The 20704-nt window shown below is 39.5% G+C and carries 19 protein-coding genes; 7 read left to right on the forward strand and 12 right to left on the reverse strand.

Translation table 11 applies throughout. The annotated features are described in order from the left end of the window. Positions 1–8: 8 nt before the first annotated feature. Entirely contained in the window at positions 9–380 is a 372-nt protein-coding gene (rsfS, locus tag BUC07_RS02140) for a ribosome silencing factor (protein ID WP_073164827.1), read from the reverse strand. Between the two features lie 161 nt (positions 381–541). Between rsfS and BUC07_RS02145 the strand changes: the two genes are divergently transcribed. Then, positions 542–1285 (forward strand): biotin--[acetyl-CoA-carboxylase] ligase, encoded by a 744-nt coding sequence (locus BUC07_RS02145; protein ID WP_073164830.1) that lies wholly within the window; start codon positions 542–544, stop codon positions 1283–1285. A gap of 6 nt (positions 1286–1291) precedes the next feature. Here BUC07_RS02145 and BUC07_RS02150 read toward each other — a convergent pair whose 3' ends face one another. The 3 genes from BUC07_RS02150 to pyrE form a co-directional block, all read right to left on the reverse strand. Further along, entirely contained in the window at positions 1292–1735 is a 444-nt protein-coding gene (locus tag BUC07_RS02150; protein ID WP_073164833.1) for a hypothetical protein, read from the reverse strand. 180 nt (positions 1736–1915) lie between these two features. Then, positions 1916–2119 (reverse strand): hypothetical protein, encoded by a 204-nt coding sequence (locus BUC07_RS02155; RefSeq protein WP_073164836.1) that lies wholly within the window; start codon positions 2117–2119, stop codon positions 1916–1918. Positions 2120–2153: 34 nt separating this feature from the next. Continuing rightward, positions 2154–2789 carry an orotate phosphoribosyltransferase gene (gene pyrE / locus BUC07_RS02160; protein WP_073164839.1) on the reverse strand — a complete coding sequence of 212 codons (636 nt, stop codon included), beginning with the start codon at positions 2787–2789 and terminating at the stop codon, positions 2154–2156. Between the two features lie 30 nt (positions 2790–2819). Between pyrE and BUC07_RS21405 the strand changes: the two genes are divergently transcribed. Beyond that, entirely contained in the window at positions 2820–3440 is a 621-nt protein-coding gene (locus BUC07_RS21405; RefSeq protein WP_073164842.1) for an NUDIX hydrolase, read from the forward strand. On the opposite strand, the gene BUC07_RS02170 is transcribed toward BUC07_RS21405, so the two are convergent. The 3 genes from BUC07_RS02170 to BUC07_RS02180 all read right to left on the reverse strand — a co-directional run bounded on the left by BUC07_RS02170 (position 3428) and on the right by BUC07_RS02180 (position 7640). Then, a complete protein-coding gene (locus BUC07_RS02170; RefSeq protein ID WP_073164844.1) occupies positions 3428–4858 on the reverse strand; it encodes a peroxiredoxin family protein in 1431 nt (476 codons plus the stop codon). The two genes, BUC07_RS21405 and BUC07_RS02170, sit on opposite strands and share 13 nt — an antisense overlap. Beyond that, positions 4851–5333 carry a pantetheine-phosphate adenylyltransferase gene (gene coaD, locus BUC07_RS02175; RefSeq protein ID WP_073164847.1) on the reverse strand — a complete coding sequence of 161 codons (483 nt, stop codon included), beginning with the start codon at positions 5331–5333 and terminating at the stop codon, positions 4851–4853. Before coaD ends, BUC07_RS02170 begins: the two co-directional genes overlap by 8 nt. A gap of 87 nt (positions 5334–5420) precedes the next feature. Beyond that, complete coding sequence (locus BUC07_RS02180; protein WP_073164849.1) at positions 5421–7640, reverse strand: APC family permease; 2220 nt, start codon at positions 7638–7640, stop codon at positions 5421–5423. 184 nt (positions 7641–7824) lie between these two features. On the opposite strand from BUC07_RS02180, the gene BUC07_RS02185 reads away from it, so the two are divergent. From BUC07_RS02185 to BUC07_RS02205, 5 genes are all read left to right on the forward strand, one after another. Further along, positions 7825–9444: an ArnT family glycosyltransferase gene (locus BUC07_RS02185; RefSeq protein WP_139279440.1), complete on the forward strand. Its 1620-nt coding sequence runs from the start codon at positions 7825–7827 to the stop codon at positions 9442–9444. Between the two features lie 38 nt (positions 9445–9482). Continuing rightward, entirely contained in the window at positions 9483–10922 is a 1440-nt protein-coding gene (locus BUC07_RS02190; RefSeq protein ID WP_073164855.1) for an MBOAT family O-acyltransferase, read from the forward strand. Then, on the forward strand, positions 10922–11857 hold the full coding sequence (locus BUC07_RS02195; RefSeq protein ID WP_073164857.1) for a hypothetical protein: 936 nt from the start codon (positions 10922–10924) through the stop codon (positions 11855–11857). The genes BUC07_RS02190 and BUC07_RS02195 overlap by 1 nt, the downstream gene beginning before the upstream one ends. Positions 11858–11918: 61 nt before the next feature. Further along, positions 11919–12866, forward strand: a complete 948-nt coding sequence (locus BUC07_RS02200) for a glycosyltransferase family 2 protein (protein ID WP_073164860.1) — start codon at positions 11919–11921, stop codon at positions 12864–12866. 430 nt (positions 12867–13296) lie between these two features. Next, a complete protein-coding gene (locus BUC07_RS02205; protein WP_139279441.1) occupies positions 13297–14478 on the forward strand; it encodes a hypothetical protein in 1182 nt (393 codons plus the stop codon). Between the two features lie 61 nt (positions 14479–14539). Here BUC07_RS02205 and BUC07_RS02210 read toward each other — a convergent pair whose 3' ends face one another. The 5 genes from BUC07_RS02210 to BUC07_RS02230 form a co-directional block, all read right to left on the reverse strand. Continuing rightward, complete coding sequence (locus BUC07_RS02210; protein WP_073164865.1) at positions 14540–16018, reverse strand: ArnT family glycosyltransferase; 1479 nt, start codon at positions 16016–16018, stop codon at positions 14540–14542. A 92-nt stretch (positions 16019–16110) separates the two neighbouring features. Beyond that, on the reverse strand, positions 16111–17808 hold the full coding sequence (locus BUC07_RS02215) for a hypothetical protein (protein WP_073164868.1): 1698 nt from the start codon (positions 17806–17808) through the stop codon (positions 16111–16113). Further along, complete coding sequence (locus BUC07_RS02220) at positions 17795–18697, reverse strand: lysylphosphatidylglycerol synthase domain-containing protein (RefSeq protein WP_073164871.1); 903 nt, start codon at positions 18695–18697, stop codon at positions 17795–17797. The genes BUC07_RS02215 and BUC07_RS02220 overlap by 14 nt, the downstream gene beginning before the upstream one ends. Before the next feature lie 3 nt (positions 18698–18700). After that, positions 18701–19480 (reverse strand): hypothetical protein, encoded by a 780-nt coding sequence (locus BUC07_RS02225; protein WP_073164873.1) that lies wholly within the window; start codon positions 19478–19480, stop codon positions 18701–18703. Continuing rightward, the gene (locus BUC07_RS02230) at positions 19467–20417 is read right to left on the reverse strand and encodes a glycosyltransferase family 2 protein (RefSeq protein WP_073164876.1); all 951 of its coding nucleotides are present in this window, start codon (positions 20415–20417) and stop codon (positions 19467–19469) included. Before BUC07_RS02230 ends, BUC07_RS02225 begins: the two co-directional genes overlap by 14 nt. Positions 20418–20704 lie beyond the last annotated feature (287 nt).

Genomic DNA, 20704 nt, shown 5'->3' on the forward strand with positions numbered 1-20704 from the left:
TCGAGTTTCTAATTTTCTGAATCTATTTTAATAAATTTTGCATCAGCCCAAAGTTCTTCAAGGTTGTAAAACTGCCTTGCCTGTTGGTGAAATACATGAACTACAATTTCGCCAAAATCGAGTAATACCCAAATTGAGTTTTGCATTCCTTCCACATGCCAGGCATCTTCCCCGGTCTCTTTTTTAACTGTTTCTTCAACCGACCGGGCAATGGAGTTTACTTGTGTTGACGAAGTTCCGTGGCAAATTATAAAATATCCGCATTCAGTATAATGTATTGTATTTAAATCAATTATAGTTATGTCTTTTCCTTTGATTTTTTGAATCCCTTCGAGGATTGCTGTTTTTGTTTTTTCTGTAATTTTTTCGTTTTTATTCATAAATAATTTTTAACTCCACAAAGATAATCTTTTTGACTTACTTCTTTTTTTGTGTTTTCTATTTATGTTTGTTTTTATCGCTGATTTGAAAATTAGTAAACATGAAGTTTAATAACTTCGTGCGAGGAAAATAGTTTAAAGTTGATAATTTCGCTTCTGAAATGACAAAAACAGACAAAAATACACTCATAATCCAGGAAGTTGATTCTTCCAATAACTATGCCAAGCAGTTAATTGCAGCGGGGAAGGCAGATCATGGTACTGTCGTTTTGGCACACTTTCAGAATGCCGGAAAAGGGCACGCCGAAAATTACTGGGAAAGTGAGTTTGGAAAGAACATGTTGGCGAGTTTTATTTTGTTCCCAAAGTTTCTCAGGGCTGACAAACAGTTCTACCTTTCAAAAATTATCAGCCTGGCACTGGTTGATTTGCTAAGCGATGAAATAGGTTCTGTTTCAGTGAAATGGCCTAATGATATTTATGTTGAAAATAAAAAACTGGCCGGCATTTTAATCGAGAATTCAGTCAGTGGAAGCTATATTCATTCTTCGGTGATTGGCGTGGGGCTGAACCTGAACCAGGAGAAATTTAGTGAGCAACTGCCTAATCCGGTGTCGCTTAAACAAGTTGCACAAAGAAAATATTCGCCTGAAACAGTAGTTGAACAGTTAAAAAACAAACTATGGAGCTGGTACAAAAAACTGGAAGACGGCCAGCAAGATTTTATCGATTCAGCCTATTTGCGAAAACTATACCGGCGGGAACAGTGGAGCCGCTTCAAAAAAGGAGATGATTTTTTTGAGGCCAGGATTAAAGGAATTGGCGAATACGGTCAGCTGATTCTTGAGATGAGAAACGGTGCTGAACAAACCTTCCAGTTTAAAGAGGTGGAGTTTGTGATTTAACTTCGGCTATTTATACGGAAGTTTTGAAAGCGTTTCTGCCAGTTGGTTAATTCCCTCAGCCAGTTTATTGCCTGCCATCATTTTAATCATCATGTTCATATCTGCATGCAGCGTCAGCCGCATTTTGGTTTGATGCGGTGTTTCCGGCAGCAGCTGAATCCAGAATGTGAAGCTCAATGGCAAACCACCCGAACTTTCCACTTTAATTGTTTTAAACGGCTCGCGGTTCACTATCCGGATTCTGGCAACTCCCATTCCCGTAATGTTAAACTTGCAGGAATCGCGATCCGACTCAAAGTCGGTGATTTTTACCTGTGGAACCTGTTTGGTGATCTTTTCAATTAAACCTGAATTTAAATACTCCGAGAGGTTTTCAAAATTCGAAAGGTATTCAAAAATAATCTGCTGGTTATGATCGATTAACTTTACTTCGCTTACGTATTTTTCCATGTTTTAAAATCCTTAAATAATTTTTGGGAATTTATAAAGGTTAAGCTCCTTGACAAATTTAAAATCTTTTTTGTTTAGGGTAAAAAGCTCAATTTCGTTTGCAATTCAGATGTAATTCAGAAACAACTTTTTGATTGTTTTTATAGAATTCAATGATAACATCTATATCGCAAAGTATAGTTATTTCCTTGTCCATGCTTCATCTCTTAACCTGCGAGAGTCAATATCTCTTCCTTCCCACATTCCTGCTGAATCAAAAAAGTTATGGTCTGAATGTTCAACTGATTTTGATTTTTTCATCTCAACAAAATCCAGTTGTTCTAAAAGTTGTTTCAGAAACTTCAGTTTGCTTTTGTCTCTTATTTTCAAAACGATTTCTTCCATCCCAATTTCTTTGTAGCAAGTTAAGAAAAAAAATCTACTTTTTTCCCCAGTTCGCCGGGTCTTCCCGCCATTTCATGAGGGTTTCCACCTGGTCTTTCGAAATTTCTCCCATTTCCAGTGCGGTGTCGATTAAAACCTGGTAACGGCTGAGCGGAGTCAGTTCAATATTTGCTTTTTTGAAATTTTCGCGGGCAAGGCTAAAATTATAGGTAAAGATTGAAACCATTCCAATTACTTCGGCACCAAAATTATTGACTGCCTCAGCTGCTTTCAGACTGCTAACTCCTGTTGAAACCAGGTCTTCAATTACAACCACCTTTTGGCCGGGTTTCATTTCGCCTTCAATCAGGTTCTCAAGCCCGTGGCCTTTGGGTTTCGACCGCACATAAATGAAGGGAAGTCCCAGCACGTCAGCAACCAAAACTGCGTGTGCAATTGCTCCGGTGGCAACTCCGGCAATTACTTCGGCCTGCGGGTATTTTTTACGGATAATTTCTGCAAATTTGTCGCGAATAAACGAACGGGTGTCAGGGTAAGATAAAATTTTCCGGTTGTCACAATATATCGGTGATTTCCAGCCCGATGCCCAGGTGAATGGACTCAACGGCTGGATTTTTATAGTATTCAACTCTAAAAGTTTTTTGCTAACTTCTTTTTGTGTTGTTTCCATAATAGTTGAAATGATTTTAATTTAAAGCAAATGTATAAAGTTTTTCTGAATGACCGGTTGATACAAATTGGTGCGCCGGAGAAAATAACAATTAATAAACCATCAGTAACTTTCAGTAACGGGGTTGAAAAAGATGAAATTAAAAAATGGTTTTTAAGTTTCCTGAAAGATGATTTTCAGGAGGTTTATTTGTTGCATCCGCGGCCCGAATATTTTTTTGAAATATTCAGGAGTTCGTTCAGAGAAATCAGTGCTGCGGGGGGCGTAGTAAAATCGGGCAACAAAATACTTTTTATATTCCGCCGCGGTAAATGGGATTTGCCCAAAGGAAAAATCGACAAAGGGGAAACGCCCGAAATTGCTGCATTGCGTGAAGTAGAGGAGGAATGCGGCATTTCAGGGCATGAAATCATCAAGCCGCTGCCCTCCACTTTTCATATTTATGAATCGCCCTATTCGGGAAATACGGGAGAATGGATTTTTAAAGAAACGTTTTGGTTTGAAATGAATTACACCGGAACTTTCAGCGGTAAGCCGCAAACCGAAGAGGATATCCTGGAGGTGAAATGGGTAACGCCCGAAAAACTGGATCCGGTTATTGCCAACACTTATGCCAACTTGAAACAGATTATCGAACTTTACCGCTCCTGATTTCGCTGCCGTTCAAACAACTCCTTTTGCAGGAACGCACCGAATTGCTGTTCAAAACCGTCGAGTGGGGCTTTGGCTTGCTGAAATACAACGTGGTGGTTATCGTTCAGTAAAAAACAGGTGGGGTAAGATTTTATCCGGTATTGTTCAATAAATTCACCATCATTATCAACCAGATGGATTCCCGGAATGTCATTTTCGTTGAGGAAAATTTTCATTTCAATCAAATCGGTTTTTCGGAGAATCACATAAATTTCGAGGTGTTTGTTAAATCTCTCTTCAATTTTAGTGAGGTATTTCAGGTGTTCTTTGCACACCACCATTTCGGTGTCGGCAAAAATGAAATATTTGAAATTACCGGAATTTTCGTTCGTGCATCTGTTGTGGCCATCTGTGTCTTTCAGGCAAATAACCGGAGCCGCACTTCCTGGCCGTAAAAATTTAATTTTTTGCAGCACGTTCTGGGCGGCCGCCGAAATTTGTTTGTGCCTGTTTTTTTGAAAATAATCAGAGCCAGTGATTTTTATAATCGATTCCTGCGAAAAATCGCCGGAGTAGTAGCCGTCGTGCAGCATTTTAAGTAGTGCCAGTTCCAGCATTGGGCTCGAAAGCTGGTAGTTTCTTTTCAGAAATTCAGTTAAAAAGCCTGTGTTTCCTGATGCCACAGCCCTGAAGATCTCGTCATTTCCTGTTGTTTTGGCTTCAAAGCTAAGTTTGTTGGCGTACGTTTTTTCAAAAAGATCGATAAAAGCCGGATGTGCCCAGAAACGTGGAGCGACGTCTGACAATTCTGCGGAAATTTCACGGGGCCCCAGCCGGAATGCATCGGTTTCAACCGATTTTAGCGACAGGTTTTTGTGCATTAAAAAAGCTGGCGCTTTGGCAGAACCAAACTGCTTGTTGAGTTCCGTTTTCAGGGTGTCGAAAATTTGTTTCGACTGCCGGAAATAGAGGCGGTTGAAATATTGGTCGGTCAGCTGGTTCAGCTCCAGGTCGAAAGCCGCAATTTTATCGTTCAGCCGGTTGCCCTGTTCGGTAGCAAACCAGAATTCTACGGGTTTAAAGAAGGGGTTTTTTTTGTCGGCAAAGGTTTTTTTGCGCAGCGGGGGCAGCCTCAGTGTGATCTCTTTTCCGGCCTCCAGAAACAGCAGCCCGCGATAAATCCCGAATTCAGTAAAAAAGAATTCAGTATTCGAAACTTCAATTTCTTTACTGAATTTCCCGTCTGCATCAATTTGTATTGAAAATGCCGAAATTTTTTCCCGGGTTATTGCATCAGAATAGCGAAAGAAAATCAGCTCATGGCCGGCGTAAGCTTCGTTTTGTCCTTTTATTATTGTTGCGCTAACGGGAGCGCAAAACAACAAAAGCAGCAAAATCAGGAATGGCGTTTTTAATTTTGGTGATTTGTCAATCATTTTCGGCTACAAACTCTTTTGGGTCGAGACCTGAAGGAAGAAACATGCTGGCATCTCCGCCGTGCAAAACAATGTCGCGAATGATGGTGGCGTTTACCGGTGTATGTTCCGGCAAGGTAAGCAAGAAAACGGTTTCAATTTCGGGATGCATTTTTTTGTTTATCTGGGCTATGGCGCGTTCATACTCAAAATCGGACGAAGTGCGCAGCCCGCGCAAAATATATTTTGCCCCCACTTCCTTGCAAAAATCAACGGTGAGCCCTTCGTGAACACGCACCTCAATATTACTTTGATTTTCAAAAACCTGGTCGATCCATTTCAATCTTTTGTTAAGTGAAAAAAACGATTTTTTATTGGCATTAAACCCAATCATTATAATGATTTTGTCGAATATTGGCATGGCACGCCTGACAATGGATTCGTGGCCGATTGTAAATGGATCGAATGACCCTGGGAATATGGCTGTTCTTGTCATGATAGTACTGAATTTGCAACAAATTTAGTTTTTTATTAGAAACAGGCATGCCCGTTAACTGTTCGATTTCCCAAACGTTACCTGAAATCAGTTTATTGCCTTGGCCCGGTTGGCGCCCACAAACAGTATGTTCCCCAGGTTTTCGTAGCCTTCCGACAGGTCTTCGGGATTGACCAGCATTTCGGAAGTAAAACCAATAAGGGTTAAATCGGCATCAGCAGAGTATTTTGAAATCACACTTTTTCGGTGTCCTTCTTCAAACGAAACCATTGAAATATTGGACGGGCTGATGGGCAGCCGGCCAGCTTTAATGAGGCTAAGCAGTTGTTTTCTTTTTTCTTCCATCGATTCTTTGGGGTAAAGGGCAAATATTTTGATTTTTCCTTTTTTCCAGTCGGGATGCCCCATTATGATATATCCCAGCAAAATCATCAGGTTGGCATTGCGGTAATCGTCAGGCCGTATCCAGATATGAATCTCTTTTTTATCGCCGAAACTTTTGTAGGAAGTGTTGAGGATGCAAATATCGAACCCTGTGGATTCAACCAAACGGTAGTTGGCGGTTATCTCTTTGAGGTTTTCAGGATTCGTTCTCGAAAATTCGAATAAAATGAGGTTATTCCCTTTCCCGGAAATGCCCGAAAGCTGTACCACCTGAGCGATGGCCGATGTGTAGGAGGGTGAAATTATCGTATCGAGATATACCCTGTTTTTGCTGCTTTGCGAAAGTTGAATCAGGCGGGTGAGTGCCTCTTTCGATTCTTTTGTGGTTTCGGCATTTAAATAACCTTTAATAAAATGAATGTAGGTGCCAAATCCATATTTGTAAGAAAGCCAGCGCATTACATCAAAAGCCGACCGGCGTTTAAATGTGTCGTGCGAAATGCACACGCCAAAGGGGCGCCAGCTATTCTGCTTGTCCGAACTGTCGGCACGCTGCAAAATAATTTGCAACTGCCTGCTCAATTGGAAAATAACACCCCTGAAAAGTTTGTTAAGCCCCTGGTTTTCCTTGTTGTTACGCATCACGCTGTAATATATCAACCCCATTATAATAAGTGAAATGGCAGCGTAAGGAGCATTCATTTTGAACATGAGCCAGAATGAAAATATGGCCCCTACCACCGATATTTTCCAGTTGGAACGGAACGTGGGACGGTAAGCCGGATCGGCTGCAAAATGTTCCAAAAACGAAACCAGGCAAATGGCACCATAGGTAACCATGAAAAACATGGAGATAATTTGGGCCACAAAGTTTACATCGCCAATCACTACAAAAATGAATGCAATAATCACTGTAATTGTTGAAGCATTAACCGGTTCGTTATCGTGCTTTTTCCCTCTGGCAAACCAGCTGTTAAGTGTTTTTTGAGGGAATATGTCGTCGAATCCAATGGCCTGCAAAGTGCGGGGGGCCACAATAATGGAACCCAATGCTGAACTAAGCGAAGCAGCTGCCAGACCGGCAGGAACAATGGGGCCCCAGATGGCAATTTGCCGCATTATAAGTTGATCGCCGACAAGCTCTTCGGGCGATGCAGAAGTGGTGAATTTCCAGGCAACTGCAATATACACCACCATCCCCACAAAAGTGGCCCATAGCGTGCCTTTGGGGATGGATTTTTTCGGATCTTTTAAATCGCCCGATAACCCCAGTCCTGCTGCCAACCCAGTAAAAGCCGGGAATATAATGGTAAATACATAAAAGAAATTTTCGTGCTCGGCTACCCGTGCCTGCAAATCAATTTCAGCAGGTTTGAGCGCTGAATCGCCCAAAAAGAAAAACAGGATGGCAGAAGCTAAAATAACCACAACCACATACAGGGCTTTCATACCCAGGTTAGCTCCTTTGGTTAAAATAAGTACTGAAAGCAAAACCATTGTAGGTATTGAAACCCAGCGGCGATCGGAAATGTAGAACCCGTATTGTTCGTTTAGCCAGTTAAAAAGCGGTTCGAAAGCTTCGCCAAAAGCGATAATGTAAAATGCCACGCTTATGGCCTGCGAAAGGTAGAGTGCGATGCCAATGGCACCACCAATGTTCAGCCCAAACGAGCGGCTGATGATAAAATAGGCACCGCCACCCTGCACCCGCTGATTGGTGGCAATTTCGGCAACGGCAAAAGCAGTGGGAATGGTTACCACATGCCCGAGTATGATGATTCCGATAATTCCCAGAAAACCGACTTGCCCCACAGCCCAGCCAAAACGCAGAAACAAGATTGCTCCAAGAATAGTAGATAGTGCCGTTAAAAATACGGGCATCGTACCAAACTTGGCATTGGTATTCACCAGTGATTTTGCCATTTTCTATTTTTTCAGAGCCAAAAATTAACGGATTTCATTGAAAAAATCAAACAGGGAACGAAGATAATTGTTCCCCCGCAAGATTTTGCATTTTGTTTAGACAGATTCCGAAATAATTCTTCATTTTTCGTGTTAAATCGCTTATTTTGTCTGAAAATTAACTGAACGAATCAATTTGAAACTTTTGTCGAAAAACATTTTGTGGGGATTGGCCTTTCTGACGGTTGGAGTAGCCTGGATATTTGGGTTGTTTATTGACCTCACCGGCGATGCAGGATTGTATGCCGTCATTTCGCGGCAAATGGTGGTATCGGGCGATTGGCTGAACCTGCAAATAAACGACGAACTCTACGACCAAAAACCGCATTTGCTTTTCTGGCTGGCCGCTTTGGGAATCGAATTGTTTGGCAACCTCAATTTTGCATTTAAACTTTTCCCGTTTCTTTTTGCACTCAGTAGCTTGTGGTTTGTTTACCAACTCGGACGGCTTTTGTTTTCGCAGGAGGCCGGTCTTACTGCGGCGCTGATCGTCGGTACTTCGCAAATGTTTTTCCTCTACCTGCTCGATATTCACACCGACACCATTTTGCAGGCCGGTATTACGCTGGCTTTGTGGCAACTGATTGCTTATCTTGAAAAAGGAAAAACCGGACATTTCATTTGGGGTTTTATCGGAATCGGGTTGGCCATGCTTGCAAAAGGTCCGGTGGGGGCGGTGTTGCCGTTTTTTACTGTGCTGATTTACTTGATAGTTAAAAAAGACTTTCGCCAGCTCTTTCACCCCAAATGGATTTTGGGAATTATGATTGTGCTGGTGGTTATTTCGCCAACACTCTGGCATTTGTTTCAGAGTTTTGGGTGGGAAGGCATCCGTTTCTATTTCATTACCAACAACTTTGGACGCGTAACCGGAGAGTACGCCGGTTCCAGTAACGACCCGTTTTTTTACTTGTATAATATGCTCTGGGCATTTTTACCCTGGACACTCATTGTGCTGGCAGCCCTTTGGTTTGAAATAAAAAGCTGGTTCACTTCAGCAAAAATACATCCAGCACGTGCTGCCATTTTGGGAAGTGTCCTGATTTTACTGTTTGTGTACAGCATTTCAAAAGGGAAAGCACCCCACTATTTTCTGATAATGGTTGCGCCGCTCGCAGTGGTAACGGCAGGGCATTTGCCTGAATTTAAAAATATGGCTCTAAAAAGAGGCAGAAGTTTTCTCTGTTTGCAGGGCTTGGTTTTAACTGTTATTTTTCTGGTTTTCATTGCAGTGGTTTTCTTTTTGTCAGAAAAACTAACCTGGATGCCGGTTTTTTTGCTGGCGTTGCTTTTCGTTTTGTCGTGGGTTTTTACCCAAAAAGAACAAGACAGCTGGAAGCGGCTCCTTTTCTTTTCAATAATTGTTACCGGTGTTTTCAATATTTTTATGAATGCGGAATTTATTCCCGGCTTGTTTCGCTACCAGGGAGCCCGGCAGGCGCTGGAAGTTTTTGAAGAAAACCGAAAACCGGGAGATAAATTGTATAATTTCGCACTGGTTGAATATGAGTTGTTTTTTATGGCCGATGAAACGGTGGAAGATATTAAAGTTCCTCAACGATTGTATAAACTTTTGGAATCGGATGAGACATGGGTTTATACGAATCAAATAAAACTCAACGATATAACAAGGAACATGGAATATAAAATCGATACGGTTTATGTGATTCGTCAGCGGGGAATGAATCAACTGACCCGGCAGTTTTTAAACCCCGGCACGCGTGAGAAAAGCCTAACAGCCAACTATTTAATTAAAGCAAAATGAAAAGTGTTAACCAAAATATTTTCGAATAGAGACTAAACATGTTATTTAATTCGCTGGTATTTTTTGTCTTTCTTATTGTAGTTTTTACGGTTTACTGGTTATTCAGAAACCAGTTGAAACTGCAAAATGTAATTGTGCTGGTTAGCAGTTACGTTTTTTATGGCTGGTGGGACTGGCGTTTTCTTTCACTGATTGTTATCAGTTCTTTGGCCGATTATTTTATTGGAATTTGGCTGAGCCGAACGGAGGAGAAAACCAAACGTAAATTACTGCTGGCCCTAAGCATTCTTGTAAACATTGGCATTCTCGGTTTTTTTAAATATTTCAACTTCTTTGTTGATTCGGCCACCGATTTGCTGAGCCAGTTCGGGTTTCAGGCCAACCCAACCAGCCTCCGCATAATTTTGCCGGTGGGAATCAGCTTTTACACGTTTCAGACGTTGAGTTACAGCATCGATATTTACCGGCGGCAGATTGAGCCAACCAAAGACATCATCGCCTTTTTTGCGTTTGTAAGCTTTTTTCCGCAGCTCGTGGCCGGTCCCATTGAGCGTGCCCGCAACCTGGTGCCGCAGTTTCTGAAGAAACGAACTTTCGATCAGGAAAATGCCAGCGACGGAATCCGCCAGATGCTTTGGGGGTTTTTCAAGAAAATTGTAATTGCCGATAACGCCGCTGTGTATGCCAACGAAATTTTTGCAAACTACGGCGATCACACCGGCGGAACGTTACTTTTGGGAGCGGTACTTTTCGGGTTTCAGATTTACGGCGACTTTTCCGGGTATTCTGACATTGCAATTGGTACGGCGCGCCTGTTTGGTTTCAACCTGATGCAAAATTTTGCATTCCCCTATTTTTCGCGCGATATTGCCGAGTTCTGGCGGCGGTGGCATATTTCGCTGTCCACATGGTTTCGCGATTATGTTTACATTCCCATAGGGGGAAGCCGCGTTTCACGCCTCAAGCAAATCCGGAATGTGTTTGTCATTTTTTTGGTGAGCGGGTTCTGGCACGGTGCCAATTACACGTTCATAGCTTGGGGCGCTGCCCACGCACTGCTGTTTGTGCCGCTGCTGGTTTTCAACAAAAATCGCAGGTACACACAACATATCGAAAACCGCGAGCTATTGAGAAATCCGCAAATCATCCTGAAAATTTTTCTCACTTTTTTGCTGGTGACAGTGGCCTGGATATTTTTCAGGGCGCAAACAATAAGCGAGGCATTTGAATACATCATAAAAATGATTCAAACACTTTTTGAGTCTCCGGTAAAGAAATTTAATATTTCAGCGCAACCCGTATTTTTTGCAATTATTCTGATGATAATTCTGGAATGGATAAACCGGAAAGAGAAACACGGCCTGCAAATTAAAAACTGGCCGGTTGTAGCAAGGTGGTCTGTTTATGTGTTTATTGCCCTGTTTATTTTTATGTACGGCAAATTCGAACAAACTGAATTTATTTATTTTGCATTCTGATGACACGATTTCTTCTGAAAATAGCGCTCTTCTGGATTTTGCTGATTGGCCTGATTTACAGTGCGGCCAAAGTTGCCAGCCGTAATGCTGAACGTAAAGATTATTCCAATTACAATATTGAAGATAATGTGATTATTACGCCAAAGAATGAACATTTCGATTTTTTGATGCTGGGGCTTTCGCATGCACGGAATTTTTCGCGCCACCGCAACCATCAGCGTGTGGAAGAAATTTTGAACTGTAGATTTTTAAACTACGGGAAAGGTGGTGGAGATGGAAATATAGCCAACCAGTACGTTTTTTTAAACTATTTTTTGAGCCGCGGAAACACCACTAACCGCATTTTTTACGTGTTGTCGATGCCCATGTTTTTTGCCGAGCGGCTGGACGAAAATGCGTTTACTTACCAGTATGAAAAACTCGATCCGCTGTTTTTTTATCATGTTTTAACCGGTCCCGATGTAAATAAGGGTGAGAAATTATATACCTACGTCAGGAGCAAATTTGACAAGCACTGGCGCATGAAATATGGGCCTTGGAGTGCGAAAATAAGTGATAACGTACTGGAAAAATTCGATACTGCTCAAATAATAAATGGTTTTAAAAGAGCGTATGTCAACGGTTTGGAATTCGATACTTTTGAGAAAAACAAAAAATTGATGCGGAAAACTATTGATCTTGCTCAGAAAAAAGATATTGAAGTTACTTTTATCGTCACACCCTCAACTTTTGGCGAATGGCCGGGGCACGAACACGTGATGGAATTTATGAACGACCTGAAAAAAGAATTCGGCATTGAAGTGTATGATTTTTCAAGGGTGTATTTGCATCAGAATGAATACTTTTACGACCATCACCATTTGAATTCGGATGGAGTGGTAAAATTTACAAAAGAATATTTGAAGCCAATTCTAAATAAGCAAAAGTCAAAGTAATCATGATTTATTATTTCTGAATGTTTTTGATAATTTAGAGTCTGCGATAAATTAATTTCTTATGAAAAAGATCAGTATAATTGTTCCCTGTTTTAATGAAAAGGAGAATTTATTCTATTTGAATCAGAAACTTCAGGAAGTATTTTTAAATCAACCAAAAGAAAAATACAGTTTCCGTATTGTCTTTATTAATGATGGGAGTTCCGATGATACACTTTTGGAAATAAAGGAATTGAAAAGGCAATCTTCCAATATTGATTTTATTTCATTCTCAAGAAATTTTGGTCACCAGCAGGCAATAAAAGCAGGGATTGATTGTGTGGATGCAGATGCAATTATTACCATGGATGCCGACATGCAACATCCGCCACATTTAATTCCTGAGCTGATTGAAAAATGGGAAGAAGGATTTGATATAGTTAATTCCAAAAGATTCGACAGCAAGAACCAATCTTTTATGAAGAAATTAACCTCGAGAAGTTTTTATGCGCTGTTAAATAAACTAAGCTACGTAAAAATAGAATCGGGAACTGCAGATTTTAGATTATTAGACAAAAAAGTAATTGAACAGCTTAGAAATTTGAACGAGCAAAATTTGTTTTTCAGGGGAGTAATTCCCTGGTTAGGATTTAATCAATATACAATTGATTATTATCCGGATGAAAGGAGATTTGGAAAAACAAAATACACTGCCCAAAAAATGATTAGTCTTGCCATTACAGGAATAACATCTTTTAGCATCAAGCCTTTACGCATTTCTATATTCGTTGGATTGTTTCTTTCTGTTATTGCAATATTTTATATGCTTTATGCACTGTACATAGGATTTTTTACCGATAGAGCTATAGCAGGGTGGACTTCCGTTATCGTAAGCGTTTTGTTTATTGGCGGATTACAGTTGTTAATGCTGGGGATTTTAGGTGAGTATATCGGAAAAATTTTTATTGAAAATAAAAAGAGACCAAATTACATAATTGATCAAATCGATATCTTTGATGAAAATAAATAAGAACCTTTTCAAAGCCCTTTTTTATTTAACAATAGTATTAAACCTTGTATTCGTTCTGCAAATTTTTGGCAGTTTAACTGAAAAGGAATTAAGTGTATTTTTTAATTCCGATGCTTTATATCTGCCATCAATTTATAAAGATATTTTTATAGATAACTCCGGCTTTGCAGGATGGCACCTAAATGCTGCCCCAAACTTTTTCCCGGAGTGGCCTTTGTATTTCACAGTTCGCTATATTACTGGTGATTTTAAGATAGCAGGTGTTGTTTATTCACTTATTTATGTGCTGGCAGTAAATGTTTTAACTGTGAGTGTAATTAAATATGTTTTTAAAAGAATTGATTACCGGCACCTTATTTTAATAAATATAGGGTTTGCTCTGTTTTTACATCAATACATTCTGATGAATGTTTTTTACGAAACTGCATTCTTGTTTTTTGTTGGCTTTCATGGCGGGGCATATTTAATGGCACTGCTTTCTTTACTTCTTTTTCTTTTCTATTTACGCCGCGGAAAAGTAATTCATCTCGTACTACTTCTAATTATTGTTTTTTTGGGTGTATTATCCGACAGGCTATTAATCATGTATTATGTGGTTCCTTCTCTCCTCATATTATTTTTTATTCGAAATAATGAATTTAGGCTAAGGATCCTTTTCAGCAGCGCAGCTTCAATTTTAGCTGCATTTTTCGGAATGATTCTTTATAATTTCATAAAAAACAGTGAATTCATTTATATCATTGGATTAGGGTACAAAAAATTTGACCTCGCAAAAATTACCCCGGCTTTTAATAATTATTTGCAAACACTCACCGGCATGATTGAGGCAGGAGGTGTTGAATTAATAATTGTTGCTGTTTTTATTATTTCAATAATTGCAGGAACTGGTTTATCACTAAAAGCCATTTTTTGTAGTAAGGCAAAAATTGGCAATTTGTTTTTAGAAAAAGTGCTACTTGTTTTTATGACGGGTTATATAGTTATTGTGGCTTTAACTCCCGTTGTGCATGGCACTTTTTTAGGGCAAGGACATTTACGTTACAACTTTTCATCGTTTTATATTGCGATGAGTTTCTTTTTTGTGATACTTTTTCTTCTGGAAAGGAAAAAACCAAAGATTTCAGCTTTTGTAAGCATATTAACTTTAGCTTTAGTTGTTGCAGCCACTTTTTCAGCAATTAGAAATGAAAAAAATAATGATACAATTAAAGGATTAATAAGTTTAAGCAACTATTACCCTGAGGAAGTAAAATTGATTGATGAAGTAGCTAAAGAACATGATCTCCAGTATGGAGTAGGGAATTACTGGTATGCAAAAAAAACTACAATGTTTTCAAAAGAAGATGTAAGGATATATACTGCTCTCGAAGATTTGCGTGCCTGGCTTCACGTTACCAATGAAAATTGGTATTTCACAAATCGGAAAGGAAAATATGGTAATCCGCGATTCAATTTCGTTTTGTTGAATAATCTAAATCCGGAAGGTGAATTTTTTGATAAACTCCATGAAAAATCGGATACGGTCCAAAACGGAAACATTGAAATTCTAATAACTCCTGAATTTGGTTATAAGAACTGGAAAAACCTTTATTTACTGAACGAGGAAAATTGAAAGGATTAGTTAATTGTTATGTAAAAAAATTGGATAGTATTTGATAAGCTTATAAGTAAAATCAATTTATTCTTTTGAAAATTTTAAACCTATCGTTTTCCCATATTAGTTCTAATTTATTGGTGTAGTGTTCAAGGTAGTTCTCAAACTGTTTGCTTTTTTTATCCTCAACTGTCAATATATAATCAACTCCAACCTCTGAAAATTTTCTGTCAATTTCTTCCATGCTTTTCCCTATGCCAATACCAATAGATTGTCTTTCTGTGTATAAGGCTAATACTCTTGGTTTTATAAATGCGAATATTGAATTTTCATCTGTGTTTTTTTGTATGTAATGAAATGTCTCAATTGAATAACTTGTTTGTGGTCCGGCAAGAGTCTTTTTTTGAGATTTAATTACTGATGATATACCATTGTAATAATTTAAAATCAATAATACTGACAGAGCCATAGTCAAAAAAACATTTCTTTTGCTTGGATAATTTAATTTAATCGACTTAAAACCAAATGCAATATAAATCAGAATGATTGGATACACCGGAAATAAATACCTGAAACCCTGAACAGCTGGAAAACCGAATATGATTATTAAATAGGCAATAAAAATGTAATCTGCCACATCTGGTTTGTTTATTATTTTTTTGATAAACCCTAACAGAAACAAAGTGATGGTAATTGAACTTATTATAACGTCATCTGAGAAATAATCTTTTATTAAAACAAAATAGTAACTATAATTTGATTTGATAGCTCCAGCAATATTGTCCAAATTAAATAAAGTTGAAAAAAAAGAATAGTGCTCAGTATCAGTGGGAAACATAATGTAGTTTGAGAGGATATAAAAAAATAGTATGGATCCCAAAATTATAAGAGGATCATGAAAACGGACAAATTTAAAATTCCTGTTTTTTAATGAGGACACTATTTTTTCAAAGAGAATTCCACAAATGATTAAAGCACCTATGCTCTTAATTAGCATCGAAATGCAAATTAATAACCCTAGTAAAATTGAAAACCTGATTTTTGTTTTTTCTGAATTAAATTTTTTCAGATAGAAATATATACCCAACAAAAAGAAAAACGCAAAAGGTATATCAGATACAATCGAAGATTTAAACCGCAATAGCCATGGATTATAAATGAAAGCTACTGCCATTAAAACTGAGATTAAATAACTAAAGTATAAGTTGAAAATTTTAACAAGGACAAATGATAAAGCCAACAGGAAAATTGAAATTAAAAATGAGAAAACTAATATATTGTTGCCAAAGAAATAATAAAGTGGGGCTAATATAAGTGGAAATCCAATGGGGTATGTAGGTGGTCCCAGGTAAGGATTTTGTTCATTAAAGATATACCCGGTTTCAGTTTGGCTTCGTCCTTCACTTATACATTTTGCCTGGTTTATATATTGAGCAAAATCTCCACCCCAGTTATGACTACTTCGGACATTAATAAACAATACAGGCAAAAAAATCAACAGGACAATTGCAGATTTATATATTTTATTTGTAGGTACACTCTCAAACGGCCTTATCATTTTATTCGCATATTTGAAATTAAAAAATGCCTGTGAAAAGATTAGTGATATCAGACAATCCTATTTTTTATACTTATATCTTTCATTAAAAACTACTTAAGGTATAAGGTGTTTATGATTCTTTTGAACTCAATATTTAAAGCAGAATCATAAGGAATTTCATTTTTCAATGCCAGTTTGTTCACAAACTTATTCCACTCCTTGTCGCTGGTAATTCTGTTTTTGATCTCTTCCTCTTTTTGCTGAAGTTCAATTCCAATACGTTTCGAAGCCAGTTCTTTCAGGGCTTCATCCATTGTTTTTTCCACTCCTGTGGTAAATAATTTCAGGCTGTCAATTACCTGCGGATTTTGTTTAAGCGTGTTGATGTAGTTGTCACGGTAGCCTCTCCATAAGTCGCGCCTTCTTTTTTCAACTGGTGTTACCGCTTCATAGATTCCTTTTCTTGCCAAATAATAATCCGGAACTCGTACCATATCCCAATATTCGCTGGTAGGGTGAAGCCGAAGGAAGTTTTCCCAATAAGCCTCTTTGTTATTCCACCAAAAATGAATGGCTCCTTTGGTGTACTGCCTCATTTGAAAAGTGTTGTACCAAATAAGTACGATCAAAACAGCCGGGGCTGCATATTTCAGGAATTTTTTTTGTGAAGCTGCATCCAAAACCATTGCCAGCGGTAGTGCCATAATTCCGTAGGAATCGATAAACGCCCGGAGGCCGAATGCGCCGCCAAACCACCAGCTCCACCAGCTCGACTGGACATAAATGTTTAGAATTGTAAAAATCAGTATGGGCCAAAATGCTTCTTTCATTCTTTTACGCAACAGGAAAATCCCCAAAAAAGCAATGAGCATGATTGGCGTATAGACAAACCATCCTTTTTTATAGCTAAAAAGAATATCGATTATTTGGGGATTTCCCCAGAAAAAGGAGGCATCCTTGGTGCTGTAGGAGTAAAATATCCATTGTCCGGTTATTGTTTTCCAGTAAAAAAACTGCGGTGTCCAAACCAGAAAGAAAAGGATAATCATAATCAGCACAAAGTCGAATCGTTTAATGTAAAACCAAAGCCGGGCGGTAAAATCGCTCCAGGATTTCACGTCCCAAAGGAGTAAAATAAAAAATACCAGGATGTTGGAAGGTCGCACCAATGCAATCAGTCCGAATAATGCCCCAACTGCTATGGCATTTTTTCGTGATGGCGATTCGTACCATTTGATTACCAGCCAGGTAAAAACAGTAATCAGTGCAAAATTGTAACAATGCGTCATGGCCGCTTCATAAGTAGCATAATAAGCCAGGTTGGTACCTGCCGCAACTGCCAGTAAAACGAGTGCCACAATCCATTCTTTAAAATAGCGTTTAAGCAGCTTTCGTAAGAAAAATAATCCCAACAGAAGATAAAACGCCGCACTGAAGTTAAGCGCCATACTGTAGGGAAGAGAATATCCATCCGCTTCAAAATTATTGTCGAGCAGACTGTAACCATGAGCCAGCAAGAAAAAAGGCGAGTACAACAGCGACATTCCGTAGGAAGTAACAATCATTTTATTACCGTTCGGAAGTGTCACCGGCCACATTTCATCAAAAATCTGCGGATCATCGTCCAGAAATTTCAAGGTGAGATCGTTGTATATTATTGCGGCCGGCAGGTAGGAGTAGTAGGCCTTTACATCGTGCTCGATTACGGTTCCGCTTTGCCATTTATGATGACTGAAATTTACCAGCATCACCGCGGCCAAAATGAACCAGATAACTATTCGTGAAAAGCTGTTTTTAATTTTTTGCATTGTCGGTTTTTGTTGAAATTCTTTTTAGAATCAATGCCAGAACGAATATAGCGATTTCTCCAAATAACATCCACAACCGGGTGACCAATGAAATGGTGGTTGCCGTTTCAATAGGCAAACCTCCCTGATGCAACCAGAATACCAGCACACCTTCACGAATCCCAAGACCGCCCGGCGAGAATACGGCCAGAATCCCAAGTGTAACCGACAGCGGATATCCGGGCAGGTAAAGCAGTTGCAAAAAATCGGGCGACAAGGCACCAAGCAGCAACGCAAAACCGGTAATCCGGATAAGCCAGTCGAACAGAAAAAAGGGCAATAGTCGAATGAGTTCTCCAACCCGGATGACCGGCAACTCAATGTTTTTTTTAAAGAGTTTATTGCTGATTTTCAATAAGTAGTCCTGCAGTGAGGGCACAAATAATATCAGGGTGAGTAACGCAAAACCTGCAATAAAAACGATGGCCCATTTTGCGGGTATCGGAATAAACAAAAATCCGGCGGCGCCAATGAGCAGGCCGGTCCAGATGGTAAGTATTTGAGTGTAAAACGAAACGTACGAAGTGTCTTTCAGTTTCCAGGAATAGTTTTCGGAAATGTAGCCGGCGCGGCCCAATATTATCCAGAGTTTTCCGGGGATGTATTTTCCCAGTTCGGCCAGCCCAACCGATGTTACCCCACCGTGAAACGTCACCGGCAGGTTTTTAAATTTCAGGGTTTGTGTCCACACCCAACTTTTGGTCAGGTAGCCGGCGATTAAAAAAACGACGGAACCTGCCATGAGTAAATAGTTGTTAATTTCAGGAACAATCAGGTAATCCGCCTTCCACAACGCATAAATCAGGAACAGCACCGAAATGTAAACGAAATATTTAGTCCACTTTTTCATATTCTACAAATCGTACTGGTATTTCACCAGCAAATCATTTCCTTCTTGTTTTAAATAGTCCAAATGTTTTTGCTGAACCGGCCATTTTTCGGCAATGTTTGTCTTCGACTGATTCGAAGGTTTGGCCAGCCAATGCAAATTTTCTTCATCTTCCATATTTTCACAACCCACAAAATTCCGGATTTGGTTGAGCGACTGCAATGATTTTTCACCCGGCTTTACAAACAGATCCTCGAACCGGAAGTTGAGATATGCAAAATCGTTTTGATAATCTTCAATTACCCGGTTTACATACATCCAGCGGGCCGCCAAAATCATTACCGGATCGTTGCTTTTGCGGATGTCTTTATCTACAAATTCAACCCACCCCGGAATGTTGCGTGCAGTAAATCCTTTAATCCCGTTCCAAAATCCTTTATTCAGATGCGATTTAATGTACGTTAATGGGTGCCGGATGATATGGATTACCTTCACTGTTTCCATTTCGGAAGCAATGGGTTTCATGCAGCCAAAAATCATGTTACTCGATTCTACATATTCTTTTCCGCTGAAGTTTGTTAAAATTTTCCGGCGGGTTTTTAAAAATTCGCCGGCCACAAATTGAGATGAAAGCCGGTGGGTAAGGTAATAGTTGGAGTACCATTTAAACCGGCGGGTGGGGTGTGGCTCGTGTAAACAAAGTACATTGTTGCAGGTTTGCGTGAGGTATTTGGCAAAAAACTGGGTGCCTGTCCGCCCGGTGGACAATATAAAGGTGACTGGAATTTTTTTAATGTCTTCCATTCTGATTCTTTAACTGAAATAAAATTTCTTCCTGGTTGTGGCGCATCCGGGCAAACATGTCGAGAATGAATCCCAAAAGCAAAAAGATAAACGAGGAGAGGAACAGCACTCCCGCTGCCAGTCCGCTCCATTTATACGGTGTAAAAGAACCCGTGGTGAATTTGAAGTAGAACAGCACGATTAAAAATACCAAACCTGCCAGTGCAAAAAATAGCGAAACAAAACCAAACAATTTAAAGGGTTTGTAATCGCGGAAAGTGCGCAAAATAATTTTCAGGGTTTGGAACGCGTATTTAAACAGGTTGGAGGCCACGCGCGATTTTCCTTTGCTTCGTTTCCCCAGCACTTTTACCGGAACTTCCATGATAATCATATCTTTGAAAACCAGGTCAATAAATGTTTCCTGGGTGTAGGTGAAAGTTCCGAAAAGGTTCATCCGGTGAAGTGTTTCGGAGGAGTAGGCCCGGAATCCGCAGGAAACATCATGGAATTTTTCGCCGGTGAGCCACCCCACAAACCGCGACATTTGCCGGTTCCCCCATAATTTTACGGGCGACATCGCCGGCACCAAATCTTTGTCTTTAAACCGCGACGCCGTTACAAAATCGGCTTTGTTTTCCACAATCGGGTCCAGCAGTTTCGATATATCTTCGGGGTTAAACTGCCCGTCGGCATCCATGTTTACCATGATGTCGATACCGGCCGTGAGCATGTATTTTACACCTGTATTGAAGGTGGCCCCCACACCCCGATTTTTTTTATGGTTGATGACAGTTGCCCCGTTTTTTGCGGCAATTTCTGCAGTGTCGTCAGCCGAACCGTCATCCACCACCACCAACTTGTCGATATACTCCGGAATGCGGATCAGAACGTCTTGTATGTTCTCTTCTTCATTAAAAGCCGGTATTACAAGGCCTATTTTTTTTTGTTTATACATTCAGAGTTTTTGTTCAGAATTTTCAATTGTTCGTTTCACTGGTCTTTCCTGATTTTAAAGGAAATCTTTTTTATGATGATTTTAAAGGAGTAAAATTACTATTTTTTAGCAGAAACCTGAAACTGCAATCAGCACTTGTGTTTAATCAATCAAAAATGCTAATTTTTTCTTCCCGTTTTCGAATCTAAAAAAATGTGTGGATAATCTCTTTAATATTTATATTTGAACCAAATTTTTGGGAATGTACAGTTCAGCCTTTCACTCTCATAAACAATTTTTTATTTTCA

The sequence above is a fragment of the Tangfeifania diversioriginum genome (assembly GCF_900141875.1).
GTDB classification, from domain to species: domain Bacteria; phylum Bacteroidota; class Bacteroidia; order Bacteroidales; family Prolixibacteraceae; genus Tangfeifania; species Tangfeifania diversioriginum.